The organism is Myxococcus sp. MH1, from assembly GCF_059738865.1.
Genome location: NZ_AP026947.1, coordinates 4362419 through 4389352 on the forward strand (window position 1 = coordinate 4362419; position 26934 = coordinate 4389352).

General features: G+C 70.8%; 27 protein-coding genes. 5 read left to right on the forward strand and 22 right to left on the reverse strand.

Translation table 11 applies throughout. The features are described 5' to 3' along the window. Window positions 1–392: 392 nt before the first annotated feature. From AC6JA9_RS17545 to AC6JA9_RS17560, 4 genes are all read left to right on the forward strand, one after another. Window positions 393–1094 (forward strand): DUF6585 family protein, encoded by a 702-nt coding sequence (locus tag AC6JA9_RS17545; RefSeq protein ID WP_497960225.1) that lies wholly within the window; start codon window positions 393–395, stop codon window positions 1092–1094. Between the two features lie 36 nt (window positions 1095–1130). Continuing rightward, on the forward strand, window positions 1131–1616 hold the full coding sequence (locus AC6JA9_RS17550) for a hypothetical protein (protein WP_223750189.1): 486 nt from the start codon (window positions 1131–1133) through the stop codon (window positions 1614–1616). Window positions 1617–1725: 109 nt separating this feature from the next. After that, the gene (locus AC6JA9_RS17555) at window positions 1726–2334 is read left to right on the forward strand and encodes a TetR/AcrR family transcriptional regulator (protein WP_483577690.1); all 609 of its coding nucleotides are present in this window, start codon (window positions 1726–1728) and stop codon (window positions 2332–2334) included. Window positions 2335–2856: 522 nt separating this feature from the next. After that, complete coding sequence (locus AC6JA9_RS17560; protein WP_497960227.1) at window positions 2857–3669, forward strand: hypothetical protein; 813 nt, start codon at window positions 2857–2859, stop codon at window positions 3667–3669. Window positions 3670–3879: 210 nt separating this feature from the next. Here the strand turns inward: AC6JA9_RS17560 and AC6JA9_RS17565 are convergent, their stop codons facing one another. From AC6JA9_RS17565 to AC6JA9_RS17660, 20 genes are all read right to left on the reverse strand, one after another. Further along, window positions 3880–5652: a serine/threonine-protein kinase gene (locus AC6JA9_RS17565; protein ID WP_426746786.1), complete on the reverse strand. Its 1773-nt coding sequence runs from the start codon at window positions 5650–5652 to the stop codon at window positions 3880–3882. Between the two features lie 102 nt (window positions 5653–5754). Continuing rightward, entirely contained in the window at window positions 5755–6198 is a 444-nt protein-coding gene (locus AC6JA9_RS17570; RefSeq protein WP_223750184.1) for an excinuclease ATPase subunit, read from the reverse strand. An 11-nt stretch (window positions 6199–6209) separates the two neighbouring features. Continuing rightward, a complete protein-coding gene (locus AC6JA9_RS17575) occupies window positions 6210–7448 on the reverse strand; it encodes a beta-ketoacyl-ACP synthase (protein ID WP_141325835.1) in 1239 nt (412 codons plus the stop codon). Beyond that, window positions 7445–8176: a 3-oxoacyl-ACP reductase FabG gene (fabG, locus tag AC6JA9_RS17580; protein WP_223750183.1), complete on the reverse strand. Its 732-nt coding sequence runs from the start codon at window positions 8174–8176 to the stop codon at window positions 7445–7447. Before fabG ends, AC6JA9_RS17575 begins: the two co-directional genes overlap by 4 nt. Next, a complete protein-coding gene (locus AC6JA9_RS17585) occupies window positions 8169–8633 on the reverse strand; it encodes a hotdog family protein (protein WP_141325833.1) in 465 nt (154 codons plus the stop codon). Before AC6JA9_RS17585 ends, fabG begins: the two co-directional genes overlap by 8 nt. Then, on the reverse strand, window positions 8633–9811 hold the full coding sequence (locus tag AC6JA9_RS17590; RefSeq protein WP_223750182.1) for a beta-ketoacyl-ACP synthase: 1179 nt from the start codon (window positions 9809–9811) through the stop codon (window positions 8633–8635). Before AC6JA9_RS17590 ends, AC6JA9_RS17585 begins: the two co-directional genes overlap by 1 nt. A gap of 4 nt (window positions 9812–9815) precedes the next feature. Next, window positions 9816–10382, reverse strand: a complete 567-nt coding sequence (locus tag AC6JA9_RS17595; RefSeq protein WP_408890755.1) for a DUF3261 domain-containing protein — start codon at window positions 10380–10382, stop codon at window positions 9816–9818. Next, on the reverse strand, window positions 10370–11599 hold the full coding sequence (locus AC6JA9_RS17600) for an NAD(P)/FAD-dependent oxidoreductase (RefSeq protein WP_497960229.1): 1230 nt from the start codon (window positions 11597–11599) through the stop codon (window positions 10370–10372). Before AC6JA9_RS17600 ends, AC6JA9_RS17595 begins: the two co-directional genes overlap by 13 nt. Further along, window positions 11596–13893: an MMPL family transporter gene (locus AC6JA9_RS17605; RefSeq protein WP_223784759.1), complete on the reverse strand. Its 2298-nt coding sequence runs from the start codon at window positions 13891–13893 to the stop codon at window positions 11596–11598. Before AC6JA9_RS17605 ends, AC6JA9_RS17600 begins: the two co-directional genes overlap by 4 nt. Beyond that, window positions 13883–14491 (reverse strand): LolA family protein, encoded by a 609-nt coding sequence (locus AC6JA9_RS17610; protein ID WP_497960230.1) that lies wholly within the window; start codon window positions 14489–14491, stop codon window positions 13883–13885. Before AC6JA9_RS17610 ends, AC6JA9_RS17605 begins: the two co-directional genes overlap by 11 nt. Beyond that, window positions 14488–14907, reverse strand: coding sequence for an acyl-CoA thioesterase (locus tag AC6JA9_RS17615; RefSeq protein WP_046713096.1), 420 nt, complete (start codon window positions 14905–14907; stop codon window positions 14488–14490). Before AC6JA9_RS17615 ends, AC6JA9_RS17610 begins: the two co-directional genes overlap by 4 nt. After that, on the reverse strand, window positions 14897–16453 hold the full coding sequence (locus AC6JA9_RS17620; protein ID WP_497960231.1) for an HAL/PAL/TAL family ammonia-lyase: 1557 nt from the start codon (window positions 16451–16453) through the stop codon (window positions 14897–14899). The genes AC6JA9_RS17615 and AC6JA9_RS17620 overlap by 11 nt, the downstream gene beginning before the upstream one ends. Next, window positions 16428–17372, reverse strand: a complete 945-nt coding sequence (locus AC6JA9_RS17625) for a lysophospholipid acyltransferase family protein (protein WP_223750176.1) — start codon at window positions 17370–17372, stop codon at window positions 16428–16430. The genes AC6JA9_RS17620 and AC6JA9_RS17625 overlap by 26 nt, the downstream gene beginning before the upstream one ends. Next, a complete protein-coding gene (locus AC6JA9_RS17630) occupies window positions 17369–18106 on the reverse strand; it encodes a glycosyltransferase family 2 protein (RefSeq protein ID WP_223750175.1) in 738 nt (245 codons plus the stop codon). The genes AC6JA9_RS17625 and AC6JA9_RS17630 overlap by 4 nt, the downstream gene beginning before the upstream one ends. Beyond that, window positions 18103–19797 carry an ApeI family dehydratase gene (locus tag AC6JA9_RS17635; protein ID WP_497960233.1) on the reverse strand — a complete coding sequence of 565 codons (1695 nt, stop codon included), beginning with the start codon at window positions 19795–19797 and terminating at the stop codon, window positions 18103–18105. Before AC6JA9_RS17635 ends, AC6JA9_RS17630 begins: the two co-directional genes overlap by 4 nt. Further along, window positions 19790–20341, reverse strand: coding sequence for a COG4648 family protein (locus tag AC6JA9_RS17640; protein ID WP_223750173.1), 552 nt, complete (start codon window positions 20339–20341; stop codon window positions 19790–19792). Before AC6JA9_RS17640 ends, AC6JA9_RS17635 begins: the two co-directional genes overlap by 8 nt. After that, window positions 20338–20604, reverse strand: coding sequence for an acyl carrier protein (locus AC6JA9_RS17645; protein WP_223750172.1), 267 nt, complete (start codon window positions 20602–20604; stop codon window positions 20338–20340). Before AC6JA9_RS17645 ends, AC6JA9_RS17640 begins: the two co-directional genes overlap by 4 nt. A 29-nt stretch (window positions 20605–20633) precedes the next feature. Continuing rightward, window positions 20634–20894, reverse strand: coding sequence for a phosphopantetheine-binding protein (locus tag AC6JA9_RS17650; protein WP_046713101.1), 261 nt, complete (start codon window positions 20892–20894; stop codon window positions 20634–20636). After that, window positions 20881–21660 (reverse strand): lysophospholipid acyltransferase family protein, encoded by a 780-nt coding sequence (locus AC6JA9_RS17655; protein ID WP_223750171.1) that lies wholly within the window; start codon window positions 21658–21660, stop codon window positions 20881–20883. The genes AC6JA9_RS17650 and AC6JA9_RS17655 overlap by 14 nt, the downstream gene beginning before the upstream one ends. Then, window positions 21653–22384 (reverse strand): beta-ketoacyl synthase chain length factor, encoded by a 732-nt coding sequence (locus AC6JA9_RS17660; RefSeq protein ID WP_223750170.1) that lies wholly within the window; start codon window positions 22382–22384, stop codon window positions 21653–21655. The genes AC6JA9_RS17655 and AC6JA9_RS17660 overlap by 8 nt, the downstream gene beginning before the upstream one ends. A gap of 713 nt (window positions 22385–23097) precedes the next feature. Between AC6JA9_RS17660 and AC6JA9_RS17665 the strand changes: the two genes are divergently transcribed. Then, the gene (locus AC6JA9_RS17665) at window positions 23098–23442 is read left to right on the forward strand and encodes a hypothetical protein (protein WP_267696622.1); all 345 of its coding nucleotides are present in this window, start codon (window positions 23098–23100) and stop codon (window positions 23440–23442) included. Between the two features lie 6 nt (window positions 23443–23448). Here the strand turns inward: AC6JA9_RS17665 and AC6JA9_RS17670 are convergent, their stop codons facing one another. After that, a complete protein-coding gene (locus tag AC6JA9_RS17670; RefSeq protein WP_223784751.1) occupies window positions 23449–24018 on the reverse strand; it encodes a GNAT family N-acetyltransferase in 570 nt (189 codons plus the stop codon). Next, window positions 24002–26926, reverse strand: a complete 2925-nt coding sequence (locus AC6JA9_RS17675; protein ID WP_497960236.1) for a tetratricopeptide repeat protein — start codon at window positions 26924–26926, stop codon at window positions 24002–24004. Before AC6JA9_RS17675 ends, AC6JA9_RS17670 begins: the two co-directional genes overlap by 17 nt. Window positions 26927–26934: the final 8 nt, after the last annotated feature.

Sequence of the window (26934 nt, forward strand, 5' to 3'; positions counted from 1 at the left end):
TCCAGGAGTGGGGACCGGCGTGTCGCTCACGCCGAGCCTGTCGAGAGCAGGACATGTGCCACGCAACCCGACGGCCCCGTGGAGGGCGGCCTCGAAGACCTGGCGTGTCGACGACATGTCCACGGCATGTCCTGGACACACTCCCTGGAGCTACCCGCGCATTCGCGGAGGGTGAGTCTCACCGTGTGAGACGGCAGGCGGAGCCGGGCTGCATTTCCCTGCGCGTCCAACAGGGCTGGCTTGGAAAGCCTGACTCCCAAATGAGGCGGTGTCGCGGAGAGTGTTTCGGGGTCGAAAAATCGCCCGCACTCCTTTATAGGTGACCGAACGTTCGCTGAGGCTCGTGCCCCGGTCGGCCCGCTGGGAGTCGTCCCCTGAAGTACTCGCACTCATTGGTCTTCCCCACGCACACCCTGTCCTGGCTGGCGGGGGGGCTCGTCCTCATCTACTTCGCGCTCGCGATGATGCTCACGCCCTCGGGCATCCATCTGCTGCCCGCGGACATGGTGAAGGGGATGGTGCGCAGTCAGACGGGGTTCGCCTTCTCGCTGCTCGGCATCCCGTGTGGGCTCTATCTGATTCTCTGGCGCGCGGGCGACCTGTTCGCGTGGCTGCTCTCGCCGAACTCGCTGGTGCTCGACGCCCGCGGCATCCACGTGGGCAAGAAGTCCGTCCTGTGGCGCGACATGACGAGCATCGTGCGCGAGCACAACAACGAGTGCCTCATCCTCGCGCACCGCGGCAGCAAGTACCGGCTGCGGCTGCACCTGTGGAGCGACTCCGACGAGCTGGAGGCCGTGGTCACCCAGCAGGTCGTCTCCATGCTGCTGCCGGCCATCCGTCGCCAGGTGGCTCGCGGCGAAGAGGTGCGCTTCGGTCCGCTGTGGATCCGCGCCGAGGGGCTGGTCTTCAAGAAGAAGCTCATCGAGTGGGAGGACATCGAGTCGCTGCGGCTGCAGGACGACTTCGAGCAGGGCGTCTCCACTCGGGAGCTGCACATCCTCGCGAACGGTCGGCTGCACAAGATCGACGAGGAGAAGCTCGTCAACGCGCCCGTCCTGTTCTCCTACCTCTCAGACCGGCTCGCCGGCTGAGCTTTTCGTCCTCACCCCACCGTCAGGCAGCACATCATGGAACTCTACCGATCCGCTCAGTCGAAGGCGAAGTCGAACCAGCCCCAGCATTTCTACTACTCGCGCACGAAGCTCATCATCGGCACCGTCATCTGGGTGGTGGCCACGGCGTTCTTCGGCTACCTCGCGTTCGCCGCGCGTGACAAGGGCGCCGCCGTGCTCGCCATCGCCGGGCTCATCCTGTTCGGCTGTCTGGTGATGCTGGTCAACTGCATCAAGCCGATGGTGCTGGGCAAGATGGACCAGCCCGGGCTCACCATCGGCCACGACGGCATCCACTTCGCGGATGGCGTGCACATCGCCTGGGAGCACATCGAGGAGAACACCTACCTCGACCAGTCGTACATGGGCATCCCCATCGGGAAGTTCGTGGTCATCAAGACCACGCTGAAGAAGCCCAAGGGCAAGCAGTACCGCGTGGCCGCGCTCGACATGTCGAGCGACGAGTACCTGGCCACCTGCGACCGCTACAGCCAGCGCTGAAGCCCTCGCTCGCCGCCTGTCTCCAGGCGGCCGGCCGTCCCCGTGTGCGCGTGGCACGCGGCGCTTCGTGTCGCTTGGGGGGACCGGCCCTCCGGTCTACCCTCGGGGCATGAGCTCCGAGCACCGCACCGCGATTCTCGACGCCGCCACGGACAGCTTCTCCCGGCTCGGCTTCAAGAAGACCTCCATCGAGGACATCGCGAAGCGCGCGGGCATCGGCAAGGGGACCGTCTACCTCCACTTCGAGAGCAAGGAGGCCCTGCTCGGCGCCGTCATCGACCGCAACCGGGGCGAGGCGCTCGTCCACCTGGAGGCCGCGGTGCGCAGGGCGGCGACTCCGGAAGCGAAGCTGCGCACGTTCATCGAGGTGCGCGAGGCGCAGCTCACGCGCGTCACGCGGACGCTCTCGCTCCCTGAAACCGCGATGCTGGAGTTCATCCCCGTCGCCGAGCCCTTCCTCCGGGAGGACCGGGCGCGGGAGCTCGCGCTGCTGGAGTCCATCATCGTCGAGGGGAAGGCGCGGGGGGCCTTCGTCGTCCGCGAGCCCCGGAGCGTCGCGATGGGGCTGTTGGCCGGGCTCCACGGCATCACCGGAATGCTCCTCACGTCAGCGGAGGGCGCCGGTCAGCGTGCGGCGCTCTCGGAGATGCTCGAGCTGGTGCTTCGTGGGCTGACGATGCGGTCACCCGTTTCCGATGACACTTCATCGCGAGGGTGAGTGGGGCGGGGCACATCGAACTGCCGGGCCTCGCGCGTTAGAGTCGCGCGGCTGTCCGTCCAAGCCGGGGGTACGCACATGAAGCCGTCGGGAGTCATGTTGGCGTTGTTCGTCGCGCTTTCGTTCATCGGATGTGGTGGAGCGGAGCTGGAGCCCGGCTCCGCGGCGCCTTCGGAGGAGGGCGCGACGCATTCCCAGCTCGCCGTGTGTTCCGTGTCGTGTCCCGGGTCCACGTCCGTGTCGTGTTCGGGGACGACGTGCTCGGGCACGGATGGGCAGGGCGTCACATGTGATGGCGTGTTCACCGCCTGTTCCCAGTCCACCTGCGCGGGTCTCCCCGTGTGCGGCCATTACGCGAACCAATCCTGTCCCCGCAGTCAGATTGGGACGCAGATGGCGTGTTGCAGCGCCAGCGGGTCCGCGGATGCGCTGTTGTGCACGCCATCCTCGGGCTCGCCCACCGGCGCTCGGTGGCTCTACTTCTGAGGTCCTCGAGGTGAGCGTGCTCGGGAGCTTGGGGTCGTGACGTCGCGCCGCATGTGGCTCCCGCGGCAGGGGCGCGCGGTGGGAGTGGACTGGAGTGGCGCGGTCCACGCCCACCGGAAGGTCTGGGCCGCCACCGTGGAGTTCGAGGCGGGGCGGGCGAGGCTCGTGTCGCTCGTGCGCCCGTTCTCCTCCGGAGGCGCGCTCGTGGTGGCGGAGGGGCTGGGGCCCTGGTTGTCGTCCCACGGCGCCGACGTGGCCGGGCTCGACTTCTGCTTCAGCCTGGAGGCGAGCCAGCTCCAGCGCCTGGGGCTCCCCGTGACGGGCCCCTCGCGGTTGGGGGCCGCGGTGGCGAAGGCGCATGCCTCGGCTGACGCGTTCAGGGACGCGGTGGGGCCGGAGAAGAAGCGCGTCACGGACGTGACGTGCTCGGCGCCGTTCGCGCCCACGAACCTGCGCATGTTCAGACAGACGTACTGGGGCCTGCGTGCGCTCGCGGGCTGGCGCGGGGCCGTTCCTCCGTGGAGCATGCACCCCGGGCCGGCGGTGGTGGAGGTGCTCCCCGCGGAGGTCGTCCGCTGGTTGGGATTGCCCAGGACATACAAGGGCCGCGACTTCGCCGAGCGCCGCCGCGACCTCCTCCGATGCGTTCGTGCATCCACCGGGCTGGTCATCTCCACCCGCGACCAGCTCACCCTGGTCTCCGACGCGGATGGCGACGCGCTCGATTCGCTCCTCGCGGCGCTGTCGGCCGCGTCGGCCTGGGCCTCGGGGTTCAGTGGGGCTCCCGCCTCCGTGGTGCGCTCGGGAGAAGGGTGGATCTACCCGGTACAGGAGCGCCCCGGCCCATAGCGCCCCGAGGAGACGCGCGGCACTCGCAACCGACGAGGTCCTCCGTCCCCACGCCGCGAGGTGCGCTCCGGCTCGGAGCGCGCGCGCCGCAGCTCACCAGGGGCGGCCTTGGTCTGTGCCAGGTCGGAGCGATGAGGACCTCGAGGCTCGGCGTGCCGCTCGCGGCAGGGCTTCTGTGGACGCCATGCTGGCACGAGCCGCTCGGCTTCATCAGCTCGGGGCGCGCAGCTTGCGCGTGGCCTGCAGCTCCGTGGGCGCGGCCTCCACTGGCGCCACCAGCTGGGTGGGGACGAGCTCCACCGGAGCCACCCCGGGCGCGCGCGACTGGAGCGCCTCCACCTGCTCGGGCGTGGGGTCGCTCAAGTCCGCGAGCGCGCACTCATGCGCGTACTTCTCCACGAAGTCCTCGCGCAGCCACCGCGCCAGATTCACCGCAGGCAGCGCGTGCCTCAGCCCCTCCAGCGCCAGCTCCATCTGCCGCGCATCCTCGAAGCGCCGCGCGGGCATGGGGTGCAGCGCCCGGTCGACGATGGCCCGCAGCTTCCGGTTCACCTCGGCCGCCTCGGGCCCATCCCACAGCGCGCGCTGCTGGAGGCTCATGCCGATGCCCGGTAGCTCACCCCACAGCAGCTCATGCAGCACGCAGCCGAGCGCATACACATCCCCGGACACCGTCGCCGGGGCGCCCGCCCTCCGCTCGGGCGGCATGTACGCGACCTTGCCGATGACGTCGCCTTCCTGGGTGAGGTGGCTCAGCGCGGGCACGGACGCGGTGGACACGGACGACTCCTGCGGCGCGCCCAGCCCGTGCGCGATGCCGAAGTCCACCACCTTCACCACGCCGTCGAACGTCACCACCAGGTTGTCCGCGCTGATGTCCCGGTGGATGACGCCGCGCTCGTGCGCGTACGCGAGCCCCCGCAGCGCCTGCACGCAGATCTCCACCACGACCTCGAGCGGCACCACGCTCCCGCGCCGCACCTGCCGCGCGAGCTTCAGCGCATTCACGCCGCTCAGGTACTCCATGACGATGAACCACGCGCCGTCGACCTGTCCCAGGTCATGCACGGAGACGATGTTCGGGTGATGCAGCCTGGCCGCCGTACGCGCCTCGCCGATGAAGCGCTGCAGCCGCACCGCGAGGTCCTCGCCCCCCTCGTCGACCATCCGCTTGAGCACCACCAGCCGGTGGAACCCCGCCCGCCCCGTGCGCACCGCGAGCCACACCTCGCCCATCCCGCCACGCCCCAACCGCGACAGGCGCCGGTAGCGGTGGATGCCCGTGCCCAGGTCCGCGCCCCGCAGCGAGCGCGCGGTGAGGATGGCCAGCGCCGTCGTCGCCAGCATCAGGAAGGGAATCCCCACCAGCGTCGTCAAGGACGGCCCCTGCGTCCACCCCAGGTCCACCGCCAGCTCCCGCCCCAGGATGCCGAGCGCGCACAGCGCGGCGAACAGCACCGCCACCGCCATGGCCCCGCGCCGCTTGAGCGCCCGCAGCGCCTCCACCGCCCACGTCCCGCCCACCGTGAAGGCGAGCAACCAGAACATGGGCAACCCCAGGCTGGAGGTCGCCTGGCCCAGCTCCGCCGGCGTCATCCGCACGCTGGCGCTCGAAAGCACCGAGCCCAGCACGTCCACGATGCGCAGCGCGCCGAAGGCCACCGCCAGCGCCACCAACACCTTGCGCCAGGGCGTCAGCGGCAGGTCCAACAGCGCCCACAGCACCCGCAGCAGCGTGTAGGGCAGGGGGATGGCCATCAGCGCGCCCAACAGCAACCAGGGCCGCGTGTCGATGAACAGCCGCCCCGCCTCGTGGCTCGTCACGCCGGTGGAGAAGCTCAGCGCCGCGAAGCCCAGGAAGCTCGTGGCCAGCCACAGCTGCACCCGCTGGGAGCGCACCGCGCCCCACGTCGCCAGGTGCACCAGCGCGAGCACCAGGAAGGCGCCGGCCAATGCCAGATGCAACATCGTGTAGGGCGTCACGACGCGGGAGCCTAGTCCAGGCCTCCCGCTCCTCGCGAATTACGACTTAGACGGGGCTCAAACCAAGCCACCGGGGTGGTCGAGGACCCCCGTGGAAAGGCGCTACTTCTTGCCCGCGACCTTCGCGTACGTGCCCTTGAGGGCGACGCCGATGGCGAAGGTGCCGGCGTGGCACTCGATCTCGGTCGCGTGCTGCAGCTCGTTCTTCTTGTAGTAGCTGACGATGCCGACCACGGCGTTGGCGCCGCGCTTCTTGGCGCCCTCCTGCAGGGCGATGAGCGCGGACAGGGTGGCCCACTTGCAGCCCTCCTCGTCGGACTTGTTGAGGCCGTTGGTCTTCTTGTTGGAGACGTCCTCGCCCATCTCCTTGACGATGTCGGGCGTCTTGGCGCCGGCCAGGTAGAAGCGCACCGTGCCGTCCAGCTTCTCCTGGGCCTGGGGCATGGCCAGGACTTCCTTGAGCGGAATCATGACCACGGTGTCGCGCGCCAGGGCCGGGGTGGAGACGGTGAGCGCGAGCAGCGACAGCAGCATTGCCTTCTTCATGGAGTTCTCCGTCACTGCCACCGGCGGAAGATCAACGAGGTGTTGATGCCACCGAAGGCGAAGTTGTTCGACATGACGACGTCGGCCTGGATCCTTCGGCCATTTCCCGTCACGTAGTCCAGCGGGGCGCAGCGGGGATCCACCGACGCTTCATCCAGATGGAGCGTGGGGGCGAACCACTCCGAGCGCATCATCTCCACCGTCATCCACGCCTCCAGCGCGCCGCAGGCGCCCAGCGTGTGTCCCATGTAGCTCTTGAGGGACGAGATGGGCATCCGCTCGCCGAAGACCTGGTTCGTGGCCACGCTCTCCGCCACGTCGCCCGTGTCGGTGGCGGTGCCGTGCGCGTTGACGTAGGCCACCGCGCCCGGCTCCACGCCCGCGTCCTCCAGGGCCAGTCGCATCGCCAGGGCCATGGTCTCCGAGTGCGGCTGGGTGATGTGGCGCCCGTCGCTGTTGGTCCCGTAGCCGATGAGCTCCGCGTAGATGCGCGCGCCCCGGGCCCGGGCGTGCTCCAGCTCCTCCAGCACCAGCGTGCACGCGCCCTCGCCGAGCACCAGGCCGTCGCGCTGGGCGTGGAAGGGGCGGGGCGTCAGCTCCGGGGTGCCGTTGCTCTTCGTGCTGGTGGCGAACAGGGTGTCGAACACGGCGGCGCCGGTGGCATCCAGCTCCTCGGCGCCTCCGGCGAGCATGGCCACCTGCCGGCCCATCTTGATGGCCTCGTACGCGTAGCCGATGCCCTGGCTGCCGGACGTGCACGCGCTCGACGTGGTGATGATGCGCCCGGTGAGCCCGAAGAAGACGCCGATGTTGACGGCGGCCGTATGGGACATGGAGCGCACGTAGGACGTGGCGGTGATGCCCTCGGTGCTCTTGTTCATCAGCATCCGGCCGAAGTCGCCGATGCTCGGCGGCGAGCCGGTGGACGAGCCGTACGACACGCCCATCCTCCCGCTGGAGAGCAGCGCGTCGCCCAGGAGCCCCGCGTCGACGAGCGCCAGCTCACTGGCGCGCGTGGCCAGCAGCGCCACCCGGCCCATGCCGCGCATCGTCTTGCGCGAGTAGGTCTGCGGCGGCAGCTCGAACGGCGCGGTGGGCGCGCCCACCTGGGTGTTGAGCCCCTCGTACTGCTTCCAGTCCTCGATGACCTGCACGGCATTGCGCAGCGACCTGAGCCGGGCCTCCACCTGCGGCCAGTCATGGCCCAGGGGGCTCAGCGCGCCCACGCCCGTGACGACGACCCGCTTCATCCCAGCAGCCCTCCATTCACGGAGATGACCTGCCGCGTGACGTACGCGGCGTCCTCGCTCATCAGGAAGCTCACCGCGGCGGCGACCTCCTCGGGCCTGCCCAGCCGCTTCGCCGGAATCATCTTCAGCGCCTCCTCGACGACGTGCGGCTCCACCATCTCCGTGTCGATGAGGCCCGGCGCCACGCAATTCACCGTGATTCCACGGCTGGCCAGCTCCACCGCCAGCGCCTTCGTGGCGCCGATGATGCCCGCCTTCGCCGCGCTGTAGTTCACCTGGCCCCGGTTGCCCATGAGGCCGGACACCGAGGACAGCGTGACGATGCGCCCGGGCTTGCGCCTGCGCACCAGCGGCATGCTCAGCGGGTTGAGCACGTTGTAGAACGCGTCCAGGTTGGTGTGGATGACCGCGTCCCAGTCCTCCGCGGGCATGGCGGGGAAGGCGTTGTCCCGGGCGATGCCCGCGTTGCACACCACGCCGTAGTAGCAGCCGTGGGCCTCGATGTCCGCGAGCAGCACCTTCTCCGTGTCGGCGCGGTCGGCCACGTCGAAGCGCAGCACCCGCGACGCGCGGCCCAGCTCGCGCACGCCCGCGGCCACCGCCTCCGCCTCCTCCACCTTGGCGCGGCAGTGCACCACGACGTCGAAGCCGTCGCGCGCCAGCCGCAGGGCAATGGCGCGGCCGATGCCCCGGCTGGAGCCCGTCACCAGTACCGTCTTCTCACTCATCCTTGCCCACCTTCGTCAGGTCCACCGAGGCCGGCGGCTGGAACACCGTCAGCGCCGCGGTGGCCACCGTCTCCCCGCCCACGCCCAGGGTGCAGTCGAACTGGCTCATGCCCTCGTCCGTCCAGAATTGTCGGCGGACCTCGATGCGAAGGTGCTCGCCCACCTTGAACGACGGGCGGCTGCACTCGTACTTGCGCGTGCCCAGGAGGAAGCCCATCCGCTGGGGCTGTCCCTGCAGCCGCTGCCGCCAGCCGGCGTAGGCGGCGATGGCCTGGGCCATGAACTCGATGCCCACCCAGCCGCCCACCTCGCCCCCTTCCTGGAAGAGGCAGTCCTCGCGCAGCGTCACCTCGGCCACCAGGCCCTCCTCGTCGCCTTCCACCGCCCTGTCTATCAGCCGCATGCGGTCGGCGTGGGGGACAATCTCCGAGATGTCGAAGGCAATGGGCGTGCGCATCAGGCCGTCCCCAACAGAAGCGCGGCGTTGCTGCCGCCGAAGGCGAAGGAGTTGCTCAGGACATAGCGCGGCGGGCGCCCCAGCGCCGTTCCCGGCTTCACCAGCGCCAGCGCGGGCAGCTCCGGGTCCGCCTCGCCGTCCCACCAGTGGGGCGGAAGCCGCCCGTGGGCGTCGGTGAGCGTCAGCCAGCACAGGGCCGCCTCCAGCGCGCCCGCGGCCCCCAGCGTGTGCCCGGTGAGCGGCTTGGTGGAGCTGCACGGCACGGCCTGCCCCAGGAGCGAGGCCACCGCGCGGCTCTCCATGGCGTCGTTCTGCGGCGTCGCCGTGCCGTGGAGGTTGACGTAGCCCACGTCGGCCGCCGTCACGCCCGCGCGCTCCATCGCCGTCCGCATGGCGACCAGGGCGCCCCGTCCCCCGGGCTCGGGTGCGGAGAGGTGGTGAGCGTCGGAGGACTCGCCCCAGCCCGCGAGCCGCACGGGCCCCGGCTCGCGCGTCATCAGGAACAGCGCCGCGCCTTCCCCGATGTTGATGCCCCGGCGGTGGACGCTCATCGGGTTGCACCGGGCCTCGCTCACCGAGTCGAGCGAGGCGAAGCCCGCCACGGTGAAGGCGCACAGCGCGTCCGCGCCGCCGGTGATGACCGCGTCGGCGATTCCCGAGCGCAGGAGCCGGGCCGCGGTGGCCAGGGACTTGGCGCTGGACGAGCACGCGGTGGAGATGACGAACGACGGCCCGTTCACCCCGAGCACGTGGTTGAGTGCCAGCGCGGGCGAGCCCAATTCCTGTTGTCGCACGTCGAAGTGCGCGGGCAGCTCGCCCGTGGCCTCGCGGACCTTGATGGCGGCCTCGCTCTCGCCGATGCCGGAGGTGCTGGTGCCCAGGACCACGGCCACGCGCTGGGGCCCGTAGCGCAGCAGGGCCTCATCCACGGCGGGACGCACCTGGGCGAGCGCGGTGAGCAGGAGCGCGTTGTTGCGGCTTCGCAGGTGCACCGGCAGCGCGTCCGTGGCCACGAGCGGCGAGGTGACCTGCCCCACGTGCAGCACGCGGGAGGCGAAGTCGGGGCTGGGGGCCACGCCCGTCGGCTGGGTGCCGAAGAGGGCCTGGGCCACCTCGGTGGTGCCATGGCCCAGGGCGCACACCACGCCGAGGTGGTTGAGGAAGACGGGCGGCGTCACGGGCTCACTCCTCCGTGGGTTGGGAGTCGATGGTCAGCCGGTAGTGTTCCGCCGCGTTGACCAGCTCCGCGCGGCCCTTCCAGCGGGGCTCTCCACCATAGCGCACCGACATCCACTCCTTGTCTCCATACCGCAGGACCCGCTGGCCCGGGGCGTCCTCGAGCGTCCATCCTGGCGGCAGCGCATCCCGCACCGCGGGGGCGGGCCAGTAGACCCACTGGATGTCGCGCAGCACCGTCCGAGCCTGGAACTGCTCGGGCACCCGCGCGTCCCGCTGCTCCTCCAGCCGCTCACCGTCCCACTCCATGGTGAAGACCCGCTGGCCCAGCGCGAAGCCGGCCAGGCGCAGCGCCGCCGGGTCGACCTCCAGCAGGGCCTCCAGCGAGCGCGGGCCGCCCGGGTCCAGCGCGTGGGCGAAGCTCAGCCGCTGCGTCAGGCTGACGCTGGCGCCGAGCGAGGCCGGCGGCAGGGCGAGCGCGGGCAAGGCCACCTCCGGCGCGCCCCGGCGCGGGGCCGGGGTGACGCAGGAGGCGAGCCCCACCAGGGCGAGGGTGGCGCTCAGGCCGCGCACAGCTTCTCGAGCACGCCGAGCCGGCGCTTGCTGTCGGCCACGAAGGGGTTCTCCTTGTCCCACGCGTAGCCGGCGAGGATGGCGGAGATCATCTTGCGCACCTCGGGCGAGGCGTTGGGGTGGAAGATGACGTCCTGGAAGCCGCCCTGGTACCAGGACTCGACGAAGGTGCGGAACGTGTCCACGCCGCCCTTGAGGGGCACCGCGTAGTCGGCCTCCCAGTCGACCTTCTCACCCGCGAACTCCCGGGCGATGCACTTCGCCGCCAGGCTCGCGGACGTCACGGCGATGGTGACGCCCGAGGAGAAGACGGGGTCCAGGAACTCGCCCGCGTTGCCGAGCAGCGCGAAGCCGTTGCCCCACAGCGACTTCACGTTGGCCGCGTAGCCGGTGATGGCGCGCGCGGGCGTGTCCCAGACGGCGTCCTTCAGGAGGCCGGACAGCGAAGGGTCCTCGGCGACGATGGCCTTGAGCCGCTCGGTCTCCGTGCCCTTGAACTGCTCCAGGTACTCGCGCCTGGCCACCACGCCCAGCGAGCAGCGCCCGTTGGAGAAGGGGATGGTCCAGTACCAGACGTGCACGTGCTGGGGGTGCACGGTGATGCGGATCTTGCTGCGGTCGAACGTGCCCGGCGCGACGCGGTCCTCCACGTGCGTGAAGAGCGCGCCGCGCACCGGGAAGTTGGACGGCGTCTCCAGCGACAGGAGGCGGGGCAGCACGCGGCCGAAGCCGCTGGCGTCGAGCAGGAAGCGGGCCTGGACGCGGTAGGGCTCACCGTCGGGGCCGCGCGCCGTCAGCTCCGGCGTGGGGCCGGAGACGTCCACGGACTCCACGGTGTGGCGGAAGCGCAGCGTGGCGCCCATGCGCTCGGCGGCGAGCGCCAGCACGTGGTCGAATTGTGCGCGCTGCACCTGGTACGTGGTGCCCCAGCCCTGGGAGAACTTCTCGCGGAAGTCGAAGTCGGTGTACTTGTCGCCGCGTACGAAGGACGCGCCGTTCTTGTACTGGAAGCCCGCCTCCACGACGTCGCGGAGCATCCCCGCTTCCTCGATGTACTGCATGCTCTGCGGCAACAGGCTCTCTCCGATGGAGAAGCGGGGGAATTCCTCGCGCTCCAGGATCAACACCTGACGGCCTTGTTTGCGCAGGATGCCCGCCGCCACTGAACCCGACGGACCCGCCCCGATGATGACGACTTCCGTTTTTTCGATCTTCACGACACGTCCTTGCCTGATGGCAGTCTGCAACAGGGCGTGAGCACCCAGATGGTGACTTCGCCCAACAACATGGTGAGTCCGAAGGAGCGCAGCGCCGGCGTGGCGGAGAGTCCCAGGAGTCCGAAGGAGAGCAGGGTGCTCACGCCCGCCAGCGCCACCGCGAGCCAGGCGGAGTTGTCCCCGGGGTGCTCCAGCATGAAGATGCCGTAGTCCACGCCCATGCCCAAAAGGAGCATGAAGCCGAGCACCGTGAAGAGCTGGAGCGGCTCGCCGACCCAGCCGAAGCAGGCCAGCGTCACCAGTGTCCCCAGCGCGGTGGGCACCCACGCCCGCCAGGCCTGTCGGCCGAAGCGCGCGACGAGCAGCAGCAGCACCGCGACGTAGCCCAGCACGATGAGCCCGCCCATGAGCCGGCGGTAGCGCTCCAGCAGGCTGGAGATCTCCCGCGTCTTGTCCACCCAGCGCACGCCCTCCAGCCCCTGTGCGGCATCGGCCACGCGCGGCAGCACGGACGGGTCATTGAGCCCGCGCAGCATGACGATGCTGAAGTGGCCGTCGCCCAGCTGGCCCAGCCACTGCTGGCGGATGGCCGCCGAGGCGGGGCTGGCCAACAGCCGCTCGGGGGTGAGCACGTCGTCGGCGAAGCGGGCGCGCGTGGGGGCCTCGCCCGTGGCCTCGGCCACCGCGGCCACCGCCTGCGCCTCCGCGCGCGCGCTCAGCTCCGCGTCCGCGCGCTGCCGCGCCATGCTGGGCAGCCAGTCCGACACCGCGCGGTAGCCCGAGAGCACCTTCTGCATGACGAGCGGGTCCAGCTTCGCCTTGAGCGCGGCCTCCCGCTCCAGTACCTGCTCCGCGTCGTCACCGCCCACCAGGAAGAACTGGGCGGGGCTGGGCAGGCCGAGCAGGCGCCCCAATTCGCGCTGGTCGGAGATGAGGTGCGCGGGCGCGTTCTGGAGCTGGCGCACGTCGTCGCGCGTGCCCAGCCGCCACAGGCCGCCGACGACGAACAGGCCGAGCACCGCCGTGCCCACCCACCACGCGGGCGTGTGCGTGAAGCGCGGCCAGCGCGACAGCGACGCGCCGAAGCGGGTGGCGAAGGACGTCACCGGCAGCTCACCCGTGTCCAGCAGGGGGAACCAGCACGCGACGGTGAGGAACGCGGCGACCAGGCCCGTGGCGGAGAAGAGCGCCATCTGCCGCAGGCCGGGGAAGGGCGCCACGCCCAGCGCCAGGTACGCCACCACGCTGGTGGCGAGCGCCAGCACCATGCCAGGCAGGAGGCCGCGCATCAGCGGCCAGCGCTCCGAGGGCGGCCTGCCCTGGCGCGCGGCGAAGTAGTGGAAGCCGTAGTCCTCCGCCACGCCCACCAGGCTGGAGCCGAACACCAGGGTGAGCAGGTGCACCCGCTCGAAGACCAGGGCCGTGACGCTCAGCGCCACGGCGCACCCGAGCGCCAGCGACACGCCGACCAGGACGATGGGCCGCACCGAGCGGAACGTGAGCCAGACGAGCAACAGCACCGCCGCGAGCGAGCCGATGCCGATGGTGGACATCTCCGAGCTGGCCTGGGACGCGGCGGCCTCCGCGTACAGCGGCACGCCCGCGGACACCATCCGGCTGCCGGGCACCTGGGCCTCCATGGTCGCGCGCGCTCGCGCCACCGCGGAGGTGATGTTCCCCTCGTCGCCCAGCGCGAAGGCGGACACCTGGCTGTGCCACGCGAGCAGCACCCACTCACGCCCCTCGCCCGACAACCACAGGCGTCCATCCCGCGGACGCGCGGTGCTTTCCGATGCGCGCGCCGCCCACCAGTCGGGCCACAGTCCCAGCGGGTCCGCCTCCCAGTCCGTCAGCTTGGGGCCCGCGGGCTGGTACAGCTTCATCAGCGCGGTGCCGCCCAGCTCCTCCGGGCTCGCCTTCGCCAGCCACTCGCGCTGCGAGGCGGTGAGCAGCCTGTCGCGATAGGGCCGGTACAGCTCCAGCGCCGTCTCCAGCGAGGACGCATCCAGCGCGGAGGCCTTCAGCGGCGAGTCCTCGCGCGACAGCTCCGCCTTGACGACGTCCGCCGCGCGCTGAGCGGACTCCCAGTCCGCCGCGCCCACCAGCATCACCAGCTCACGGCCGGCCTGGTCGGCGAGCTTGCGCGTGGCGGCGCCGACCTCGGGGGCCTGCTCGTCCTCGGGCAGCAGCGCCAGCACATCCGTGTCCAGGCGCGCCGAGCGCCAGAACCGGACCTGGTGCGCGCCCACGACGAGCACCACGAGCAGCCACAGGATGGCCCACTTATTTCGCAAGGCGTCCGGCTTCCGCGTCGCTGGGAGGAGGCGTCTGGCTCAGCTTGTCGAAGAGGATGACGCTCGAGTCGCCTCGGGCCTCCTCCAGTTGCACTCGCCGCACGTACTGGTCGCCCTCCAGGTGGATGCTCCGGAACACGCGCTGCAGGCCCGTGTCCGTGGGCGTGAGCGTCAGCTTCCAGCCCGCCGCGCCCACCAGCTCCCCCTCGACCTTGAAGCGCCTGGAGAGCGCCTTCACGTCGCCGGACAGCAGCGCGAACATCACCTCGTTCACCGCGGCGAGCCCCGGCTCCTTGCTCGCGTCCAGGTGGTACGACGCCGCGCCCGTGCCCTGCTCGGCGCTCAGCGACTTGCGCGTCAGCGTGAGGGTGGAGGCGAAGGGCGCCTTCGTGTCCCACAGCACGCCCTGTTCGCGCGACAGGAGGAAGACCCCGCGCGACACCAGCGGCTTCTTGAAGCCGGAGACCGTCTTCTTCTGCTCGAAGTCGCCGCGCAGCAGCGGCACATCCACGAGCCGCTCGCGGACCTGGGACACGACGTCACGGGCGCTCGCCGCCGCTCCCCAGAGCAGCGCCACGAGCAGGAGCACGCGCTTCATTCGGGCTTCACCCCCAGCCGCTGCCAGAGCACCGGCGGACAGACGTACAGCATCTCCTTGGTGGCGATGGACACGGCGACCTGGATGGTGTGGGCCTGGTTCACCTTCTGGCCCGTGGCCGCGTCGCGCAGCACGTAGTCGATGCGCAGCCGGTTCTCCCACTCGGTGATTTCGGCGCGAATCCTGAGCGCCTTCCCGTACGTCGCCGAGCGCACGTACTTCAGCCGCATGTCCACCACGGGCCACGCGTAGCCGGACGCCAGCATCTGCGGGTAGTCGTAGTCGAACTTCGCCAGGAGCGCGCACCGCGCCAGCTCCAGGTACTTCACGTAGTGGCCATGCCAGACGACCTCCATCAGGTCGATGTCATGGAAGGGCGGCGTCAGCTCGATTTCGTGGCTGAGGTCAGGCTTCATAGAGCCTCCACTCACGGGCGCGGATGGCCCCCAGCAGCGCTTGCAGCTCACGGTCCATCGCGCGGTCCTCCACCACCAACGGGATTCGCTGCTCCAGCTCGGCCTGCATCGACGCCAGAGACGCCGTGAGATTCAAACCTTGAGCAACGCGTTGCCGCAGCGCGATTCCCTGACGCGCCGCGATGAGCATGGCGGCCACCACCTGCTCGGACAGCTCGAGGACGCGCAGGCAGTCGCGCGCGGCGATGGTGCCCATGCTCACCTTGTCCTGGTTGTGGCACTCGGTGGAGCGGGAGAAGACGGACGCGGGCATCGTCTGCTTGAGCGCCTCCGCCGTCCACGCGGACACGCTGATCTGCACCGCCTTGAGGCCGTGGTTGATGGCCGCGCGCGGGCCCGTGGCCCCGGAGAGGTTGGACGGCAGGCCGTGGTTGTAGCGGGTGTCCACCAGCAGCGCGAGCTGACGGTCCAAGAGGTCCGCCACGTTGGCCACCGCGTTCTTCAGCCCGTCCATGGCGAAGGCGATGTGGCCGCCGTAGAAGTGCCCGCCGTGCAGCACCCGCTCGCTGTCCGGGTCGATGAGCGGGTTGTCGTTGGCGCTGTTGAGCTCGTTCTCAATCTGCGCGCGGAAGAAGGGCAGGGCGTCCTCGAGCACGCCGATGACGTGGGGCGCGCAGCGCAGCGAGTAGCGGTCTTGCAGGCGCTGCTCGTTGCGGCTGGGGCGCTCGGTGGCCAGGTCCTGCCGCAGCCTCGCGGCCACGCGCTGCTGGCCCACGTGCGGCTTGACGGCGAACAGGGCCTCGTCGAAGTGGTGCGCGTTGCCGGCGCTCGCCACCACGTTGAAGGCCGTCAGCCGCGTGGCCAGCCGGCTCAGGTACTCCGCGCGCTCCCACGCGAGGCAGGCCAGGGCGGTCATCACCGCCGTGCCGTTCATGATGGCCAGCCCCTCCTTGGGGCGCAGCCTCAGGGGCACGAGCCCGTGCTTCGCCAGCACCTCGGCTGCGGGACGGCGCTCACCCCGGTGGAGGACTTCGCGCTCACCGCACAGCGCGGCGGCCACGTAGGACAGGGGCGTCAGGTCACCGCTGGCGCCCACCGAGCCCTCGGCCGGAATCAGCGGCAGGATGTCCAGGCGCAGGAACTGCTCCAACTGGTGGAGCAGCCCCAGGCCCACGCCGGACACGCCCTGCGACAGCGACGCCAGCCGGGCCGCGAGCACCGCGCGCGTCTCCTCGGGGGTGAGGAAGCGGCCCGCGCCGATGCCATGGTAGGCGTAGAGGTGGTGCGGCAGCTCGGCCACCAGCTCCGGGGGGATGGTGACGGTGCACGAGTCTCCGTACCCCGTCGTCACCCCGTAGATGTGCCCGTCCTCGGCCAGCAGCCGGTCCAGGAACTCCGCGCCCCGGGTGATGCGTCCCCGGAACTCCGCGGCGGTGCTCAGCTCGGCTTCGCGCTCGCGGCGCGACAGCGCGGACACGTCCTCGATGGCGAGCCGGCTCCCATCGAACCGGACCGCGCGCTCACTCTTGATTCCTGGCGGAGACATTCGCCTGATCCCAGAAGGGAAAGAAGTTGAACCAATCGAACGGTGAGCGCTTCAGCAGCGCCGTCACCTGTCCGGCATAACGCCTGGCGTGCTCCGTCAGCGCGGGCACGCGCCTGCCTCTGGGCAGCTCGACCTTCTCCGCCAGGCACTCGAAGTGGATGGTGTAGCCGCCGTTCTCGTGGATGCAGCCCAAGAGGTACAGCGGGCACTTGAACAGCGAGGCCAGCACGTACGGCCCCACGGGGAAGGCGGCCGGGTGCCCCAGGAACTCCACGTCCACCGTCTGGCTGGCGTTCACCGGCACGCGGTCCCCGGCAATCACCACGAACTCGCCCGCCGCCACGTACTTCTCCAGCGCGACGGCGGTGCCCGGCCCCATGTCCGTGACCTCCACCAGTTGGAACATGCTGTCGGGGTTGAGCCGCTTGAGCAGCCGGTTGAACTGCTCGGCGTGGCGGGTGTGCACCAGGATGTGGAGCTTCACCTCGCCGCGCTTCTCCGCCATGGCCCGGCACAGCTCCAGGCAGCCCATGTGCGCGGTGACGATGATGCCGCCCTTGCCCTGCTTCACCACCTCGTAGAACTGCTCGCGCCCCTCGGTGCGGACCTGCTCGAAGCGGTAGCGGCCGCTGACGGCGAGCAGCTTGTCGAGCATCGTCTCCGCGAAGGTCACCAGGTGCTTGAGGCTGTCCTTCCGGCCCGGGGTGTGGCCGATGGCGCCCGTGGCCGCCTGGACGCGCGTGAGGTACTGCAGCGACGCGTCGCGGACCACGGGGCGCGACAGCCAGTGGACGAACACGACGGGGTACAGGCACAGGCGGAACGGCCAGCGGCCCAGGAGCCGGTGGACCCAGTACAGGAGCCAGATGCCGAGCACGAACGTGCTCTCTCCCATCTCCGCCCAGTGCCGCGCCCTCATGAGGAGACCTTCCTCCAGAGGAGCAGCGGCAGCCGCGCCAGCATCCCGAAGAACAGCTTCGCGTGCATGCCGGAGATGCGCACGTTGTCCCAGAGCACGTCGAAGTGGGAGATGCCGTCGGTGGGGTAGCGCACGCGGGTGGGCTGGTTGAGGATGCCCATCCCCCGCCAGTACAGCCGCACCAGCACCTCCACGTCGAAGTCCATCCGCTTGCCGATGCGCACCTGGTCGATGAGCGCCACGGTGGGCGCCAGCGGATAGACGCGGAAGCCGCACATCGAGTCGCGGATGGCCAGGGACAGCGTGTTGATCCACACCCAGATGTGCGTGGCGTAGCGGCCGTACAGCCGGCCCTTGGGCACCGACTCGTCGTACACGGGCGTGCCGCAGACGAGCTTGTCGGGCGCGCCCTTCGCCAGCTCCAGGAAGCGCGGGATGTCGCCGGTGTCGTGCTGACCGTCGGCGTCGATCTGCAGCGCGTGGCTGTAGCCCGCGGCCTGGGCCGCCTTGAGGCCCGCCATCATCGCGCCGCCCTTGCCCTCGTTCTGGGGCAGGCGCACCACGGAGACACCGGACGTGTCGCTTGCCGCGAGCGAGTCCAGCACCCGCGCGCAGCCCGGCTCGCTGCCGTCGTCCACCAGCACGCACGGCAGCCCATGCGAGCGCACGGCGTGCACCACCGCGCCCACGGCCTCGCCGTGGTTGTAGACGGGAATCACCGCGCAGACCTTCATCCGTGGACCTCGGTGAACAGGATGCGGCCGCTCCCGTGGGTGCCGGCCTCGGAGGTGTACTTGAAGTGGAGGCTGCCCTTGGCCGCGCTCCACGTCAGCTCCAGCGTCACCTGCGTCCTGGGGACGATGAGCTGCTGGAACTTCACCACCTCCATGCGCAGGAAGTGGGGCGGCAGCGTGAACAGCTCGCGGGCGAACTGGATGGCCCATTCAATCTGCGCCACGCCGGGCAGGATGGCCTTCTGGGGGAAGTGGCCCTTGAACTGGGGCAGGCTCGCCGGCGTCTCCAGGCTCAGCACGGCCTTCTCCGGACCCTGCTCGAGCACGCGCAGGGGCGGCCTGCGGGAGTCGAAGAGGGCGGTGAGTGCCGCCTCGGTGGATTTGCCCTGGCTGTTGACTGGCATCGCCTCCAGATACCGGAATCGACGCGGAAGGACAGCAGGCTCGAAGCCGTGGGCCAGCTGTTCCCGCAGGGCCTGGTTCAGCGAGCGCTTGCCCTGTTCCGTGAGGAGCCTCCCGCCAGCGGCCGTGGGCACCGCCACCACCGCGAGCGTCACCCGCAGGCCCTCTTGCAGCGGCACCACGCGCGCCTCGGTGAGGAGCCCGCCCGCCACGAGCGTTCGCTCCATGGCGCTCAGCGACACGCGCTTCTCCTCGAGCTTGAGCAGGCGGTCCTTGCGCCCCAGCAGCTCGAAGCCCTCCGGCAGGAGCCGCGCCCGGTCCTCGGTCTGGAACCAGCCGTCCTCCGGCAGGTGCGGGGAGCGGACCGCGAGCGCGTCGTCCTCCAGGCGGACCTCCAGGCCCGGCATCAGCGTCCAGCCCGCGTCGTCCTCGCGCGAGCGCTGTCTCCACGCGATGCCGCCCGTCTCCGAGCTGCCGTAGACCTCCACCGGCGCCTGACCCAGGAGCGTCCGGCACGCGTGCAGCGCCTCGGTGGGAAGCGGCCCTCCGGACGAGTACACCGCGCGAAGGTTCCCGCGAGCGCCCTCCCACGCCAGCGTCCCGGGCAGCCGCTTGAGGTGGGCGGGGCTGGCCACGAGCACGGAGGGGCCCTTCGTCAGCTCCGCGAGCAGCTCCTCCGGATACGGCAGGCTCCGCGCGAGGAAGGGCCGGCCCGCCGTCAGCGGCCAGAGCACCCGGAACAAGAGCCCGTAGATGTGCTGATGCGAGACGGTGGCGAGCACGCGGGCGTCGCCGACGCGCGCGTCGAAGAGGCGGCCCAGCGTGTGGACCTCGCGCGTGAGCTGGCCCAGGTGCTTGTCGATGGCCGCGGGCTCGCCGCTGGAGCCGGAGGTGTAGACCACCAGCGAGCGCGCCCCCGAGGACAGCGGCCTCCAGTCGGAGCGCCGGGCCTCCTCGGGCACGAGCGGGGAGAGCGAGGCGGGGACCTGTCCGGCGAAGCCCTCCACCTCGCGCGCGAGCCGCTCCAGCGTGGCGGGCTGGAGGTCGGACGGCAGGTAGACACACTTCCCCGCGTGCCAGGCGCCCAGGAGCGCGGCGGCGAACTCGTACGTGTCCTCGAAGTACAGCGCCAGGCGCCGACCCTCGCGCCGCTCGAAGGCCGCGCGCCAGCCGGCGGCCCGGGCCTGGAAGGCCGCGAACCCCAGCACGTGCCCGTCCCGCAGCGCCACCGGGAAGTCGGAGGGGCGGCCGTGGGTGAGGAGCTCTTCGAGGGCGACGCTCTCAGCCATGGACGTGGCCCGCCCTCACGCGTCGGCGCACCAGCCACTCGCCGGCGAAGAGCAGCCCCATCAGGCCGTAGGAGATGAGCCCGTTGTACAGCGCCCACGTGGCGTCGCTCGCCCACAGGGCCGTGGCGAGCGCGATGCCGCCGTTGACGACGAAGAAGCCGCACCACACCTGCGTCACCCGCCGCGTGTAGGCCACGCCCGACGCCGGGAGCTGGGGCTCGCGCAGCCGCGCCAGCCGCTCGATGACGGTGGGCGGATACACCAGGCTGGTGGCGAAGACGGCGAGCAGCATCGAGTTCACGAGCACCGGATAGAGCTTCAGCGGCAGGGCGTGGTTGCCCAGCATGCTGGTGCCCGCGAGCACGAGCGCGAGCGCGGCGGTGACGAGCCACACGCGCTCCTTCGTGGCCACGGCGCGCAGGACGGCCATGACCACCAGGGGTATCGCCATCCAGCGAGGCTCGAACCGGCCCAGCCCGCTGTACATCAAGAGCGGGTACGCGAGGCTCAGCACGCCGAGCAGCGCTGGACGCAGGTGCTTCACGCCGCCACGGATTCGTCGAGCAGGCTGTGCAGCGCGTCGACGACGTCCTGGATGGTGCGGACCGACTTGAAGACCTCCGGCGAGATGCGCTTGCCCGTCACGGGCTTGAGCTTCACCAGCAGGTCCACCGCGTCGATGCTGTCGATGTCCAGGTCGTCCCGGAGGCGGGCCTCGGGGGTGATTCGCGCCGGGTCGATGTCGAAGGTGTCCTGCAGGAGCGTGCGCAGGTTCTCGAAGAGCTGGTTCTTGGTCATGTGGTGCATAAGGGCCCCCTCGAATGAATGGTGGATGCTCAGGACTTGCGGTGGGCGCTCACGAAGGTCGCGAGGGCGCGCACGCTGGCGAAGTGACGACGGTTCTCCTGGGAATCGCTCGCCAGGGCGACGCCATAGGTCTTCTGCAGCGCCAGGCCGAGCTCCAGGGCATCGATGGAGTCCAGCCCCAGGCCCTCGACGAACAGCGGCGCACCCGGGTCGATGTCCTCGGGTTTGACGTCCTCGAGATTCAAGGTCTCGATGACCAGCTTCTTTATCTCCTGCTCAAGCACCTGCATGACGTTGTGTCTCCGTGGAGAAGTAGTCGTGCAATCTCTCGGTGAGATGGCGGGCCGCGAGCGCCTCTCCGTGCGCTTCGTCGACCATGGACGCGACCTGGAGGTCGTCCTGGACCACGATGGTGAAGTTCATCTTCGAGGGGGGCACGCGCCACCAGGGCAGGCCCTTGGTGAGGCTCAGCGGCTGGCAGCGGATGGTGACGGGGGTGATGTCACAGGGCCCGCGCACCGCGATGTTGGCCGCGCCGCGCTGCAGCTTCATGGGCCCCGTCACCGGCGTGCGGGTGCCCTCGGGGAAGATGATGAGGTTGTTGCCCGCCTTCACGGACGCGATGCACGCCTTGACCAGCTCCGGGCCGGAGTCGTTGCACAGGTAGCCGGTGGCCTCCACGGGCCCCCGGGTGAAGGGGTTGTTGGCCAGGCTCGCCTTCACCACGCAGTCCGCGTTGGGCACCAGCGAGATGAGGAACACCACGTCGATGAGCGTGGGGTGGTTGGCGAGGATGAGCAGGCCGGGGCGCGCGAGCTTCTCCACGCCCTCGATGCGGTAGGCCAGCACGCCCACCACGCGCATCAGCTCGATGAAGAAGCGGAACGAGTGGTGCACCGCCAGCCGGGCCAGCCGCGTGCGCCGGGGCCGGTCGCGCACCAGCAGCGACAGCAGCGGGAAGAAGAAGATGCGCAGGGCCAGCCCGCCCAGCCCGAAGGTGGCGAAGCAGAAGCCCGTGGCGAACACGCGCCAGTAGTAGTTGAGGCGCTCAGACATCGCGTTCCCACCGCCACAGGCGCGAGCCCAGGACCCGCTCCAGGCGCGCGTCGCCCAGGACGAGGAAGCGCAGCACGGACAGCTCCTCCGGGAGCCCCTCCGGCGTCGGCGCGGGAGGGACACCCTCCGCGGCGCCGCAGGACAGCCGGAAGCGGGGGCCGTCGCCCGCGGGCCTCACGCTGCAGGCCCAGGCGTGCGCCAGGGACGTCTGCTCCGGGAAGTGCTGGAAGGGCGCGGGGCGGGGCTCGTCGTAGACGATGACGACGACCTCCGGAGCGCCCTCGCCGAGCAGCCCGCACGCCTCCACGAAGGCGGCCTCCACCGTCTCCGCGCCCGCGGCCACCGCGCTCTGCGCCGTCAAATCCCCCCGGGCGATGGAGTACAGCCCGCCGATGGCGTTGTGCACCGACAGGCTGAAGGACGTGGGCGACAGCGGGGTGGACCTCGCGAGCTGCTCCAGCAGGTCCACCGAGCGGCCCATGTCCCCATACCGGGACGCGAACACCAGGGGACACGCGGGGGCGTCCGCCTGGCACGTGTACGCCGCCTGGAGCGCGATGCGGCCCAGCCTGTCCACCCGACGGCGCATCATCGGCGGCATCTCCGTCAGGGGAGGCGTTCCCTCGGACGGGAGTGGATGGGGCTTGGAGAGCCAGGACCTCCAGGCGTCTTGCCCGAAAAGCCCAGGAGCCCACGCGGCCCAGTGGTGGACGGAAAAAACCATGATGGCGGGGAAGAAAGGCGGGTGCTGCCTGCGGCGGTCCTCTACCAAAGCATCATATACGAGACAATTGGCTCCGATGGGGCGTTGCCTCCGAGGACGAGACAGGGCACCCGCGCATTCACTCGCTCATGCTACGCCGCGCCCGCACCGGGCCGAGAGGGGTGGGGTGGACGACGCGCTCGCATGGCCGGTGGGGAGGTGGCCGGCGCCCGCCCACGGGTCGATTCCGCGTCGAGGGCCCTGGGCCACGAGCGCGCGAGCGTGCCGTCCGGAATGGTGACGCCCCGTGCGCCGCCTCCAGACCCTGGGTGGTAGAGGGTAGGAGAGACCTCGTGGTTTCCCATGGTGTGATGACGACCCGGATCACCGAGGGACTGCGCAAGCGGCCGGACCCCGTGATTTCCGCCAGGGAGGAATCGACGCCGCGGGCCCCGCGCTTTCGAAGAAACCGGGCGGAGCGCGTTGGCGCGAAGCGTGCGCCGGGCCGGGATGACACGCGGGGCAATGACATACGGCGGCGGTCCGCTCCTCCCGGGCGACGGAGGCGGTCCCCGCGCGCCCGCATGCGCAGCTGTCCCGCAGTCAGGTGTCACGCGTCGGCGCGTGGCCGTCCCTTCGGGGCTCGTTGCCGCGATGCATGACCGGAGGCAGCTTGGCCGCTCCCTCGACAGCCCGCTGTGGGCCGCACGGGCCCCGGGCAGGAGCGTCACACCATGTTCCAGGTCCTCGCAGGCATCCTCGCCGCGGCGGGTGTCGCCGGTTCACAACCCGTCCCCGAGGCGCCTCCCGACGCCGCCCCGGAGCTGGCGCGGGCCTGCACCACGCTGACCGCGCCCGGGAACCGCCGGGCGAACGTCTGCAAGACGTGGACGGCGATGGGCGGTGGCGTCTATCGGGGCACGTGGTCCACCAGCAGCCACGCCAGCGGCACCCGGCTCCAGTTCTACGCGGACGGCTACGTCTTCAACGCGGCCTGGAGCGGCGAGTACTCGGGCGTCCAGCGCTTCCTGCTGCGGCTGTGCAACACGAGCACGGGGCGCTGCTCCGCGTGGTGGTAGCCGGCGTCAGGGCGCCGCGCTCCAGTCCCACGCCACCACGGCCCACTCGTCCGTGGCGTCGCGATAGGTGTGCAGCGTCCTGAAGCCCACGCGCTCGTGGGCGCGTAGGGAGCGCGTGTTGCGCGCGGACACCTCGGTGACGAGCAGGTCGAAGCGGCCGCGGTAGAGCTCCCGGTGCTTCGCGTAGAGCTGGTCGAAGAGCCCCTTGCCCCGGTGGGCCTTGTCCACGCAGACCTGCCCCATGACGTAGAAGCGCTGCTCTCGCAGCGCGCGCCCCCGGTACTCCAGCGTGTCGAGCAGGTCGAACATCGGGACGAGCAGGGGCATCAGCGCCCGGCACTCGCGGGGCATCGTCAGCGCGTACGCCACCAGCTCGTCGCCGTGGTGCGCGACGATGCTGGGCGCCAGCGCGTGCATCTGCTCCAGGGCCGTCACGTCGTGCTCCACGGTGACGAAGCCTTGCGAGCGCATCTCGTCATCCTCGAGCACCTGCTTCAGGTTCCTGCGCTGCAGCTCCAGGATTCGCGGGAGCTCCGACGGGCCGCGCACCGCCGTCACCTCATAGGGGCTTGCCATGGTGCTGGGAGGATAGACGAGGCGCGGTGTGTCGCACGAGCCAGCGCTCGACGTCCTTGAACTGCTGGGTACGGGCGGGCAGGTGGGACTGGTTGTAGCGCTGCGCGGCGTTCGCCAGCGTGAGGGCGCGCTGGCGCTGGCCGGGCTCGGCCTCGAGCGCTCGGGCCATCGAGTAGCGGGCGCTGGCCAGCTCATCGGCGTAGCGCTCGGCGGAGGGCTGTTCGAGCAGGCCGAGGGCCCGCTCCAGCAGGGGGATGGCCTTGCGCGACTCCCCCAGGCCCAGGTGGTCATCGGCGACGTTCATCAGCTCCATCCCCACCCGGGCATCCTGGGGACCGTAGCGCTTCTCGCGGATGGTCACCGCGCGCTGGTGGTGCTTCAGCGCCTCCTCGTGCCGCCCCAGCGAGGCCAGCACCAGGCCCATGCGTGAGAGGGACGCGCCCACGTCGCTGGCGTCGGGGCCCTGCACCTTCTCGTGGATGCGCGCCGCCTTGATGTAGTGCTGGAGGCTCTCCTCCGGGCGCCCCTGCTCCATCAGGAACCCCGCCAGGTTGTGGTACGCGCTGGCCACCGCCTCGCTCTCCTCGCCGTAGACGCGCTGGTTGATGGCCAGCGCCTCCCGTCCGTATCGGAGCGCGGCCTCGATGTCGCCGAGCCGCACGTTGAAGACGGCGAGGTTGCTGAGCACGGTGGCGAGGTACGGATGCTCGGGGCCGTACTTCTCCCGGTAGATGGCCTCCGCCTCGGTGAGGAAGCGAAGCCCCTCCGCGTGGCGGTCGAACTCGTGGAGCGCGTGGCCCATGGTCAACAGCGCCGTGCCGAGCTCCGGCTCGTTCGAGGTGTAGAGCTTGCGCGCCAGCTCCACCGCGCGCTGGCTCGCGGCCAGCGCCTCCTCGCGTCGCCCGCGCCTGCGGTGGAGGCTGGCGAGGTTGCGGAAGTACATCGCCTCGATGCGCGCGTCGCCGCCCAGCCTGCGCAGCGCCGCCTCCGCGTGTCCGGGCACGGCGCCGTCCGGGTCCACCTCCGGCCCCACCAGGCTGAGCAGGCGGATCATCCCCGCCCACGACTCGGCGGCCTGTCGGTCATGGCGACTGGCGGTGGCCACCTGGATGGCCTGGTGCAGGGTCTTGATGGCGTCGCGGTACGCGAGGTTCTTCCCCTGCGTCTCGGCGAGCAGGTCCAGCACCTCCGCCTCGAGCGGCCCGTAGCCGATGGCGTGGGCCTCGGCCGCCACCTCGTTCGCCATCAGGAGCGCGGGCGCGACCTGGCCCGCGTTGAGCTTCGCGCGCACCTGGGCCCGTCGGGTGCGCAGGGCCTCCATGTGCTTCTGGCTGGCCTCGTCGGTGGGCGGCGGCTCGGGCGCGGCCAGCGCGGCCAGGTTGGCGCAGACGGACACGCTCTCCAGCGAGTGCACCACGCGCGTCGCGTTCTGGATGACCTGCGCGTCCGCGGCGGCGAGCGTGTCCACCACGGCGCCCAGGTCCTTGAGCCGCTGGTCCAGGCAGATGACCTGTCGCTCGAGCAGCCGCTCCGTCTGCTGTCCCTTCACGCGCGTGGCGACACACGCCTCGTGGCTCGCGGTGAGCCAGGCCCGTGCCTGGCCGTTCAACGTGCGCTCCACCTCGCTCCACGCGCCTGCGGCGTAGGGCAGGGGACTCTGCGTGAAGCGCGCGCGCACGGCGGCCGCGCGGGCGTCATCCCAGACGCCGACGAGGGCCTGCTCGTTGCTGGCGCAGGGCGACGCGGACGTGGTGCGGTGCAGGACGGCGCCTCCGACGAGCAACACCAGCCCCGCGGCCGTGGCGAGCGCGGCGCGGCGCCACCGGGTCCCGGGGGCATGGCTGAGCCCGCGCAGGAGCGCGTCCATGGATTCGTGGCGCGCCTCCGGCGAGGCGGCGAGTCCTCGCAGCAACACCTGATGCAGCCACACCGGGACATCCGAGCCCGGTGGTGGCCGAGGTCCGGGCGGCACGCGGACAGGCAGCTGCGTGCCGGGGCTCGCGGGCTCGGCCGGGGTGAAGGGGCGCTTGCCATAGAGGGCCTCGTGCAGCGCGACGCAGAAGCTGTACTGGTCGCTGCGCGCGTCGGAGGGCTCGCCGCGCTTCTGCTCGGGCGCCATGTAGGCCGGCGTTCCCAGCACCATGTCCGAGCGGGTGTGCCACTCGCTGCGCAGCGGGGTGGGCGGGCCGCTCGGGGGGGGCGTGGGCGTGTCCTCGACGCCCTCGACGATGCGCGCCAGCCCGAAGTCGGTGATGCGCACGCGCCCGTCCTTGCCGACGAGCGCGTTGTCGGGCTTGAAGTCCCGGTGCACCAGCCCCTGCGCGTGCGCCGCCGCGAGCCCGCGCCCGGCCTGGATGAACAGGCCCAGCGTCTCGCGCCAGTCCTTGGGGCCCTTGCTCGCGCGGATGTGCGCGCGCAGCGTGGTGCCGTCCACCAGCTCCATGGCCAGGAAGACGTGCTCACCGAAGCGGCCCACGTCGTGGATGGTGATGACGTTCGGGTGGATGACGCGGGCGGTGGCCTGGGCCTCGCGCAACAGCCGCGCCTGGGCGCGCTCGAGGTGGGCGGAGCTGCTGGAGTCGATGCGGATCAGCTTGAGCGCGACGCGCCGGTCCAGCTCCGGGTCATACGCCGCGTGGACGACGCCCATGCCCCCGGAGCCGATGCGCTCGAGTACCACGTAGCGCCCGAGCAGCGCCCCGCGCTCGATCCACGAGCGCGCGGAGGTGGGCGTCGCGGGCGTCGAGGACGGAGGGCTTGCCTCCTCGTCCCGCGAACGCGCGGCCTCCGCCAGGAGTGCTCGACAGGAGGCGCAGGAATCAAGATGCTGCTCCACCTCATGCGTCGCTTCGACGTCCAGCTCACCCAGTGCGAAGGCGAAGAGTCGTCGTGTCTCGATGCATTCCATGACCGTGG

What these genes read in the sequence shown, in the direction of transcription:
- AC6JA9_RS17635 (WP_497960233.1), bottom strand. Translation starts at nt 19,797, where the DNA reads ATGGCTGAGAGCGTCGCCCTCGAAGAGCTCCTCACCCACGGCCGCCCC.
- AC6JA9_RS17655 (WP_223750171.1), bottom strand. Translation starts at nt 21,660, where the DNA reads ATGTCTGAGCGCCTCAACTACTACTGGCGCGTGTTCGCCACGGGCTTC.
- AC6JA9_RS17675 (WP_497960236.1), bottom strand. Translation starts at nt 26,926, where the DNA reads ATGGAATGCATCGAGACACGACGACTCTTCGCCTTCGCACTGGGTGAG.
- fabG (WP_223750183.1), bottom strand. Translation starts at nt 8,176, where the DNA reads ATGAGTGAGAAGACGGTACTGGTGACGGGCTCCAGCCGGGGCATCGGC.
- AC6JA9_RS17570 (WP_223750184.1), bottom strand. Translation starts at nt 6,198, where the DNA reads ATGAAGAAGGCAATGCTGCTGTCGCTGCTCGCGCTCACCGTCTCCACC.
- AC6JA9_RS17620 (WP_497960231.1), bottom strand. Translation starts at nt 16,453, where the DNA reads ATGTCTCCGCCAGGAATCAAGAGTGAGCGCGCGGTCCGGTTCGATGGG.
- AC6JA9_RS17615 (WP_046713096.1), bottom strand. Translation starts at nt 14,907, where the DNA reads ATGAAGCCTGACCTCAGCCACGAAATCGAGCTGACGCCGCCCTTCCAT.
- AC6JA9_RS17610 (WP_497960230.1), bottom strand. Translation starts at nt 14,491, where the DNA reads ATGAAGCGCGTGCTCCTGCTCGTGGCGCTGCTCTGGGGAGCGGCGGCG.
- AC6JA9_RS17660 (WP_223750170.1), bottom strand. Translation starts at nt 22,384, where the DNA reads ATGGTTTTTTCCGTCCACCACTGGGCCGCGTGGGCTCCTGGGCTTTTC.
- AC6JA9_RS17625 (WP_223750176.1), bottom strand. Translation starts at nt 17,372, where the DNA reads ATGAGGGCGCGGCACTGGGCGGAGATGGGAGAGAGCACGTTCGTGCTC.
- AC6JA9_RS17665 (WP_267696622.1), top strand. Translation starts at nt 23,098, where the DNA reads ATGTTCCAGGTCCTCGCAGGCATCCTCGCCGCGGCGGGTGTCGCCGGT.
- AC6JA9_RS17550 (WP_223750189.1), top strand. Translation starts at nt 1,131, where the DNA reads ATGGAACTCTACCGATCCGCTCAGTCGAAGGCGAAGTCGAACCAGCCC.
- AC6JA9_RS17645 (WP_223750172.1), bottom strand. Translation starts at nt 20,604, where the DNA reads ATGCACCACATGACCAAGAACCAGCTCTTCGAGAACCTGCGCACGCTC.
- AC6JA9_RS17670 (WP_223784751.1), bottom strand. Translation starts at nt 24,018, where the DNA reads ATGGCAAGCCCCTATGAGGTGACGGCGGTGCGCGGCCCGTCGGAGCTC.
- AC6JA9_RS17585 (WP_141325833.1), bottom strand. Translation starts at nt 8,633, where the DNA reads ATGCGCACGCCCATTGCCTTCGACATCTCGGAGATTGTCCCCCACGCC.
- AC6JA9_RS17575 (WP_141325835.1), bottom strand. Translation starts at nt 7,448, where the DNA reads ATGAAGCGGGTCGTCGTCACGGGCGTGGGCGCGCTGAGCCCCCTGGGC.
- AC6JA9_RS17630 (WP_223750175.1), bottom strand. Translation starts at nt 18,106, where the DNA reads ATGAAGGTCTGCGCGGTGATTCCCGTCTACAACCACGGCGAGGCCGTG.
- AC6JA9_RS17555 (WP_483577690.1), top strand. Translation starts at nt 1,726, where the DNA reads ATGAGCTCCGAGCACCGCACCGCGATTCTCGACGCCGCCACGGACAGC.
- AC6JA9_RS17650 (WP_046713101.1), bottom strand. Translation starts at nt 20,894, where the DNA reads ATGCAGGTGCTTGAGCAGGAGATAAAGAAGCTGGTCATCGAGACCTTG.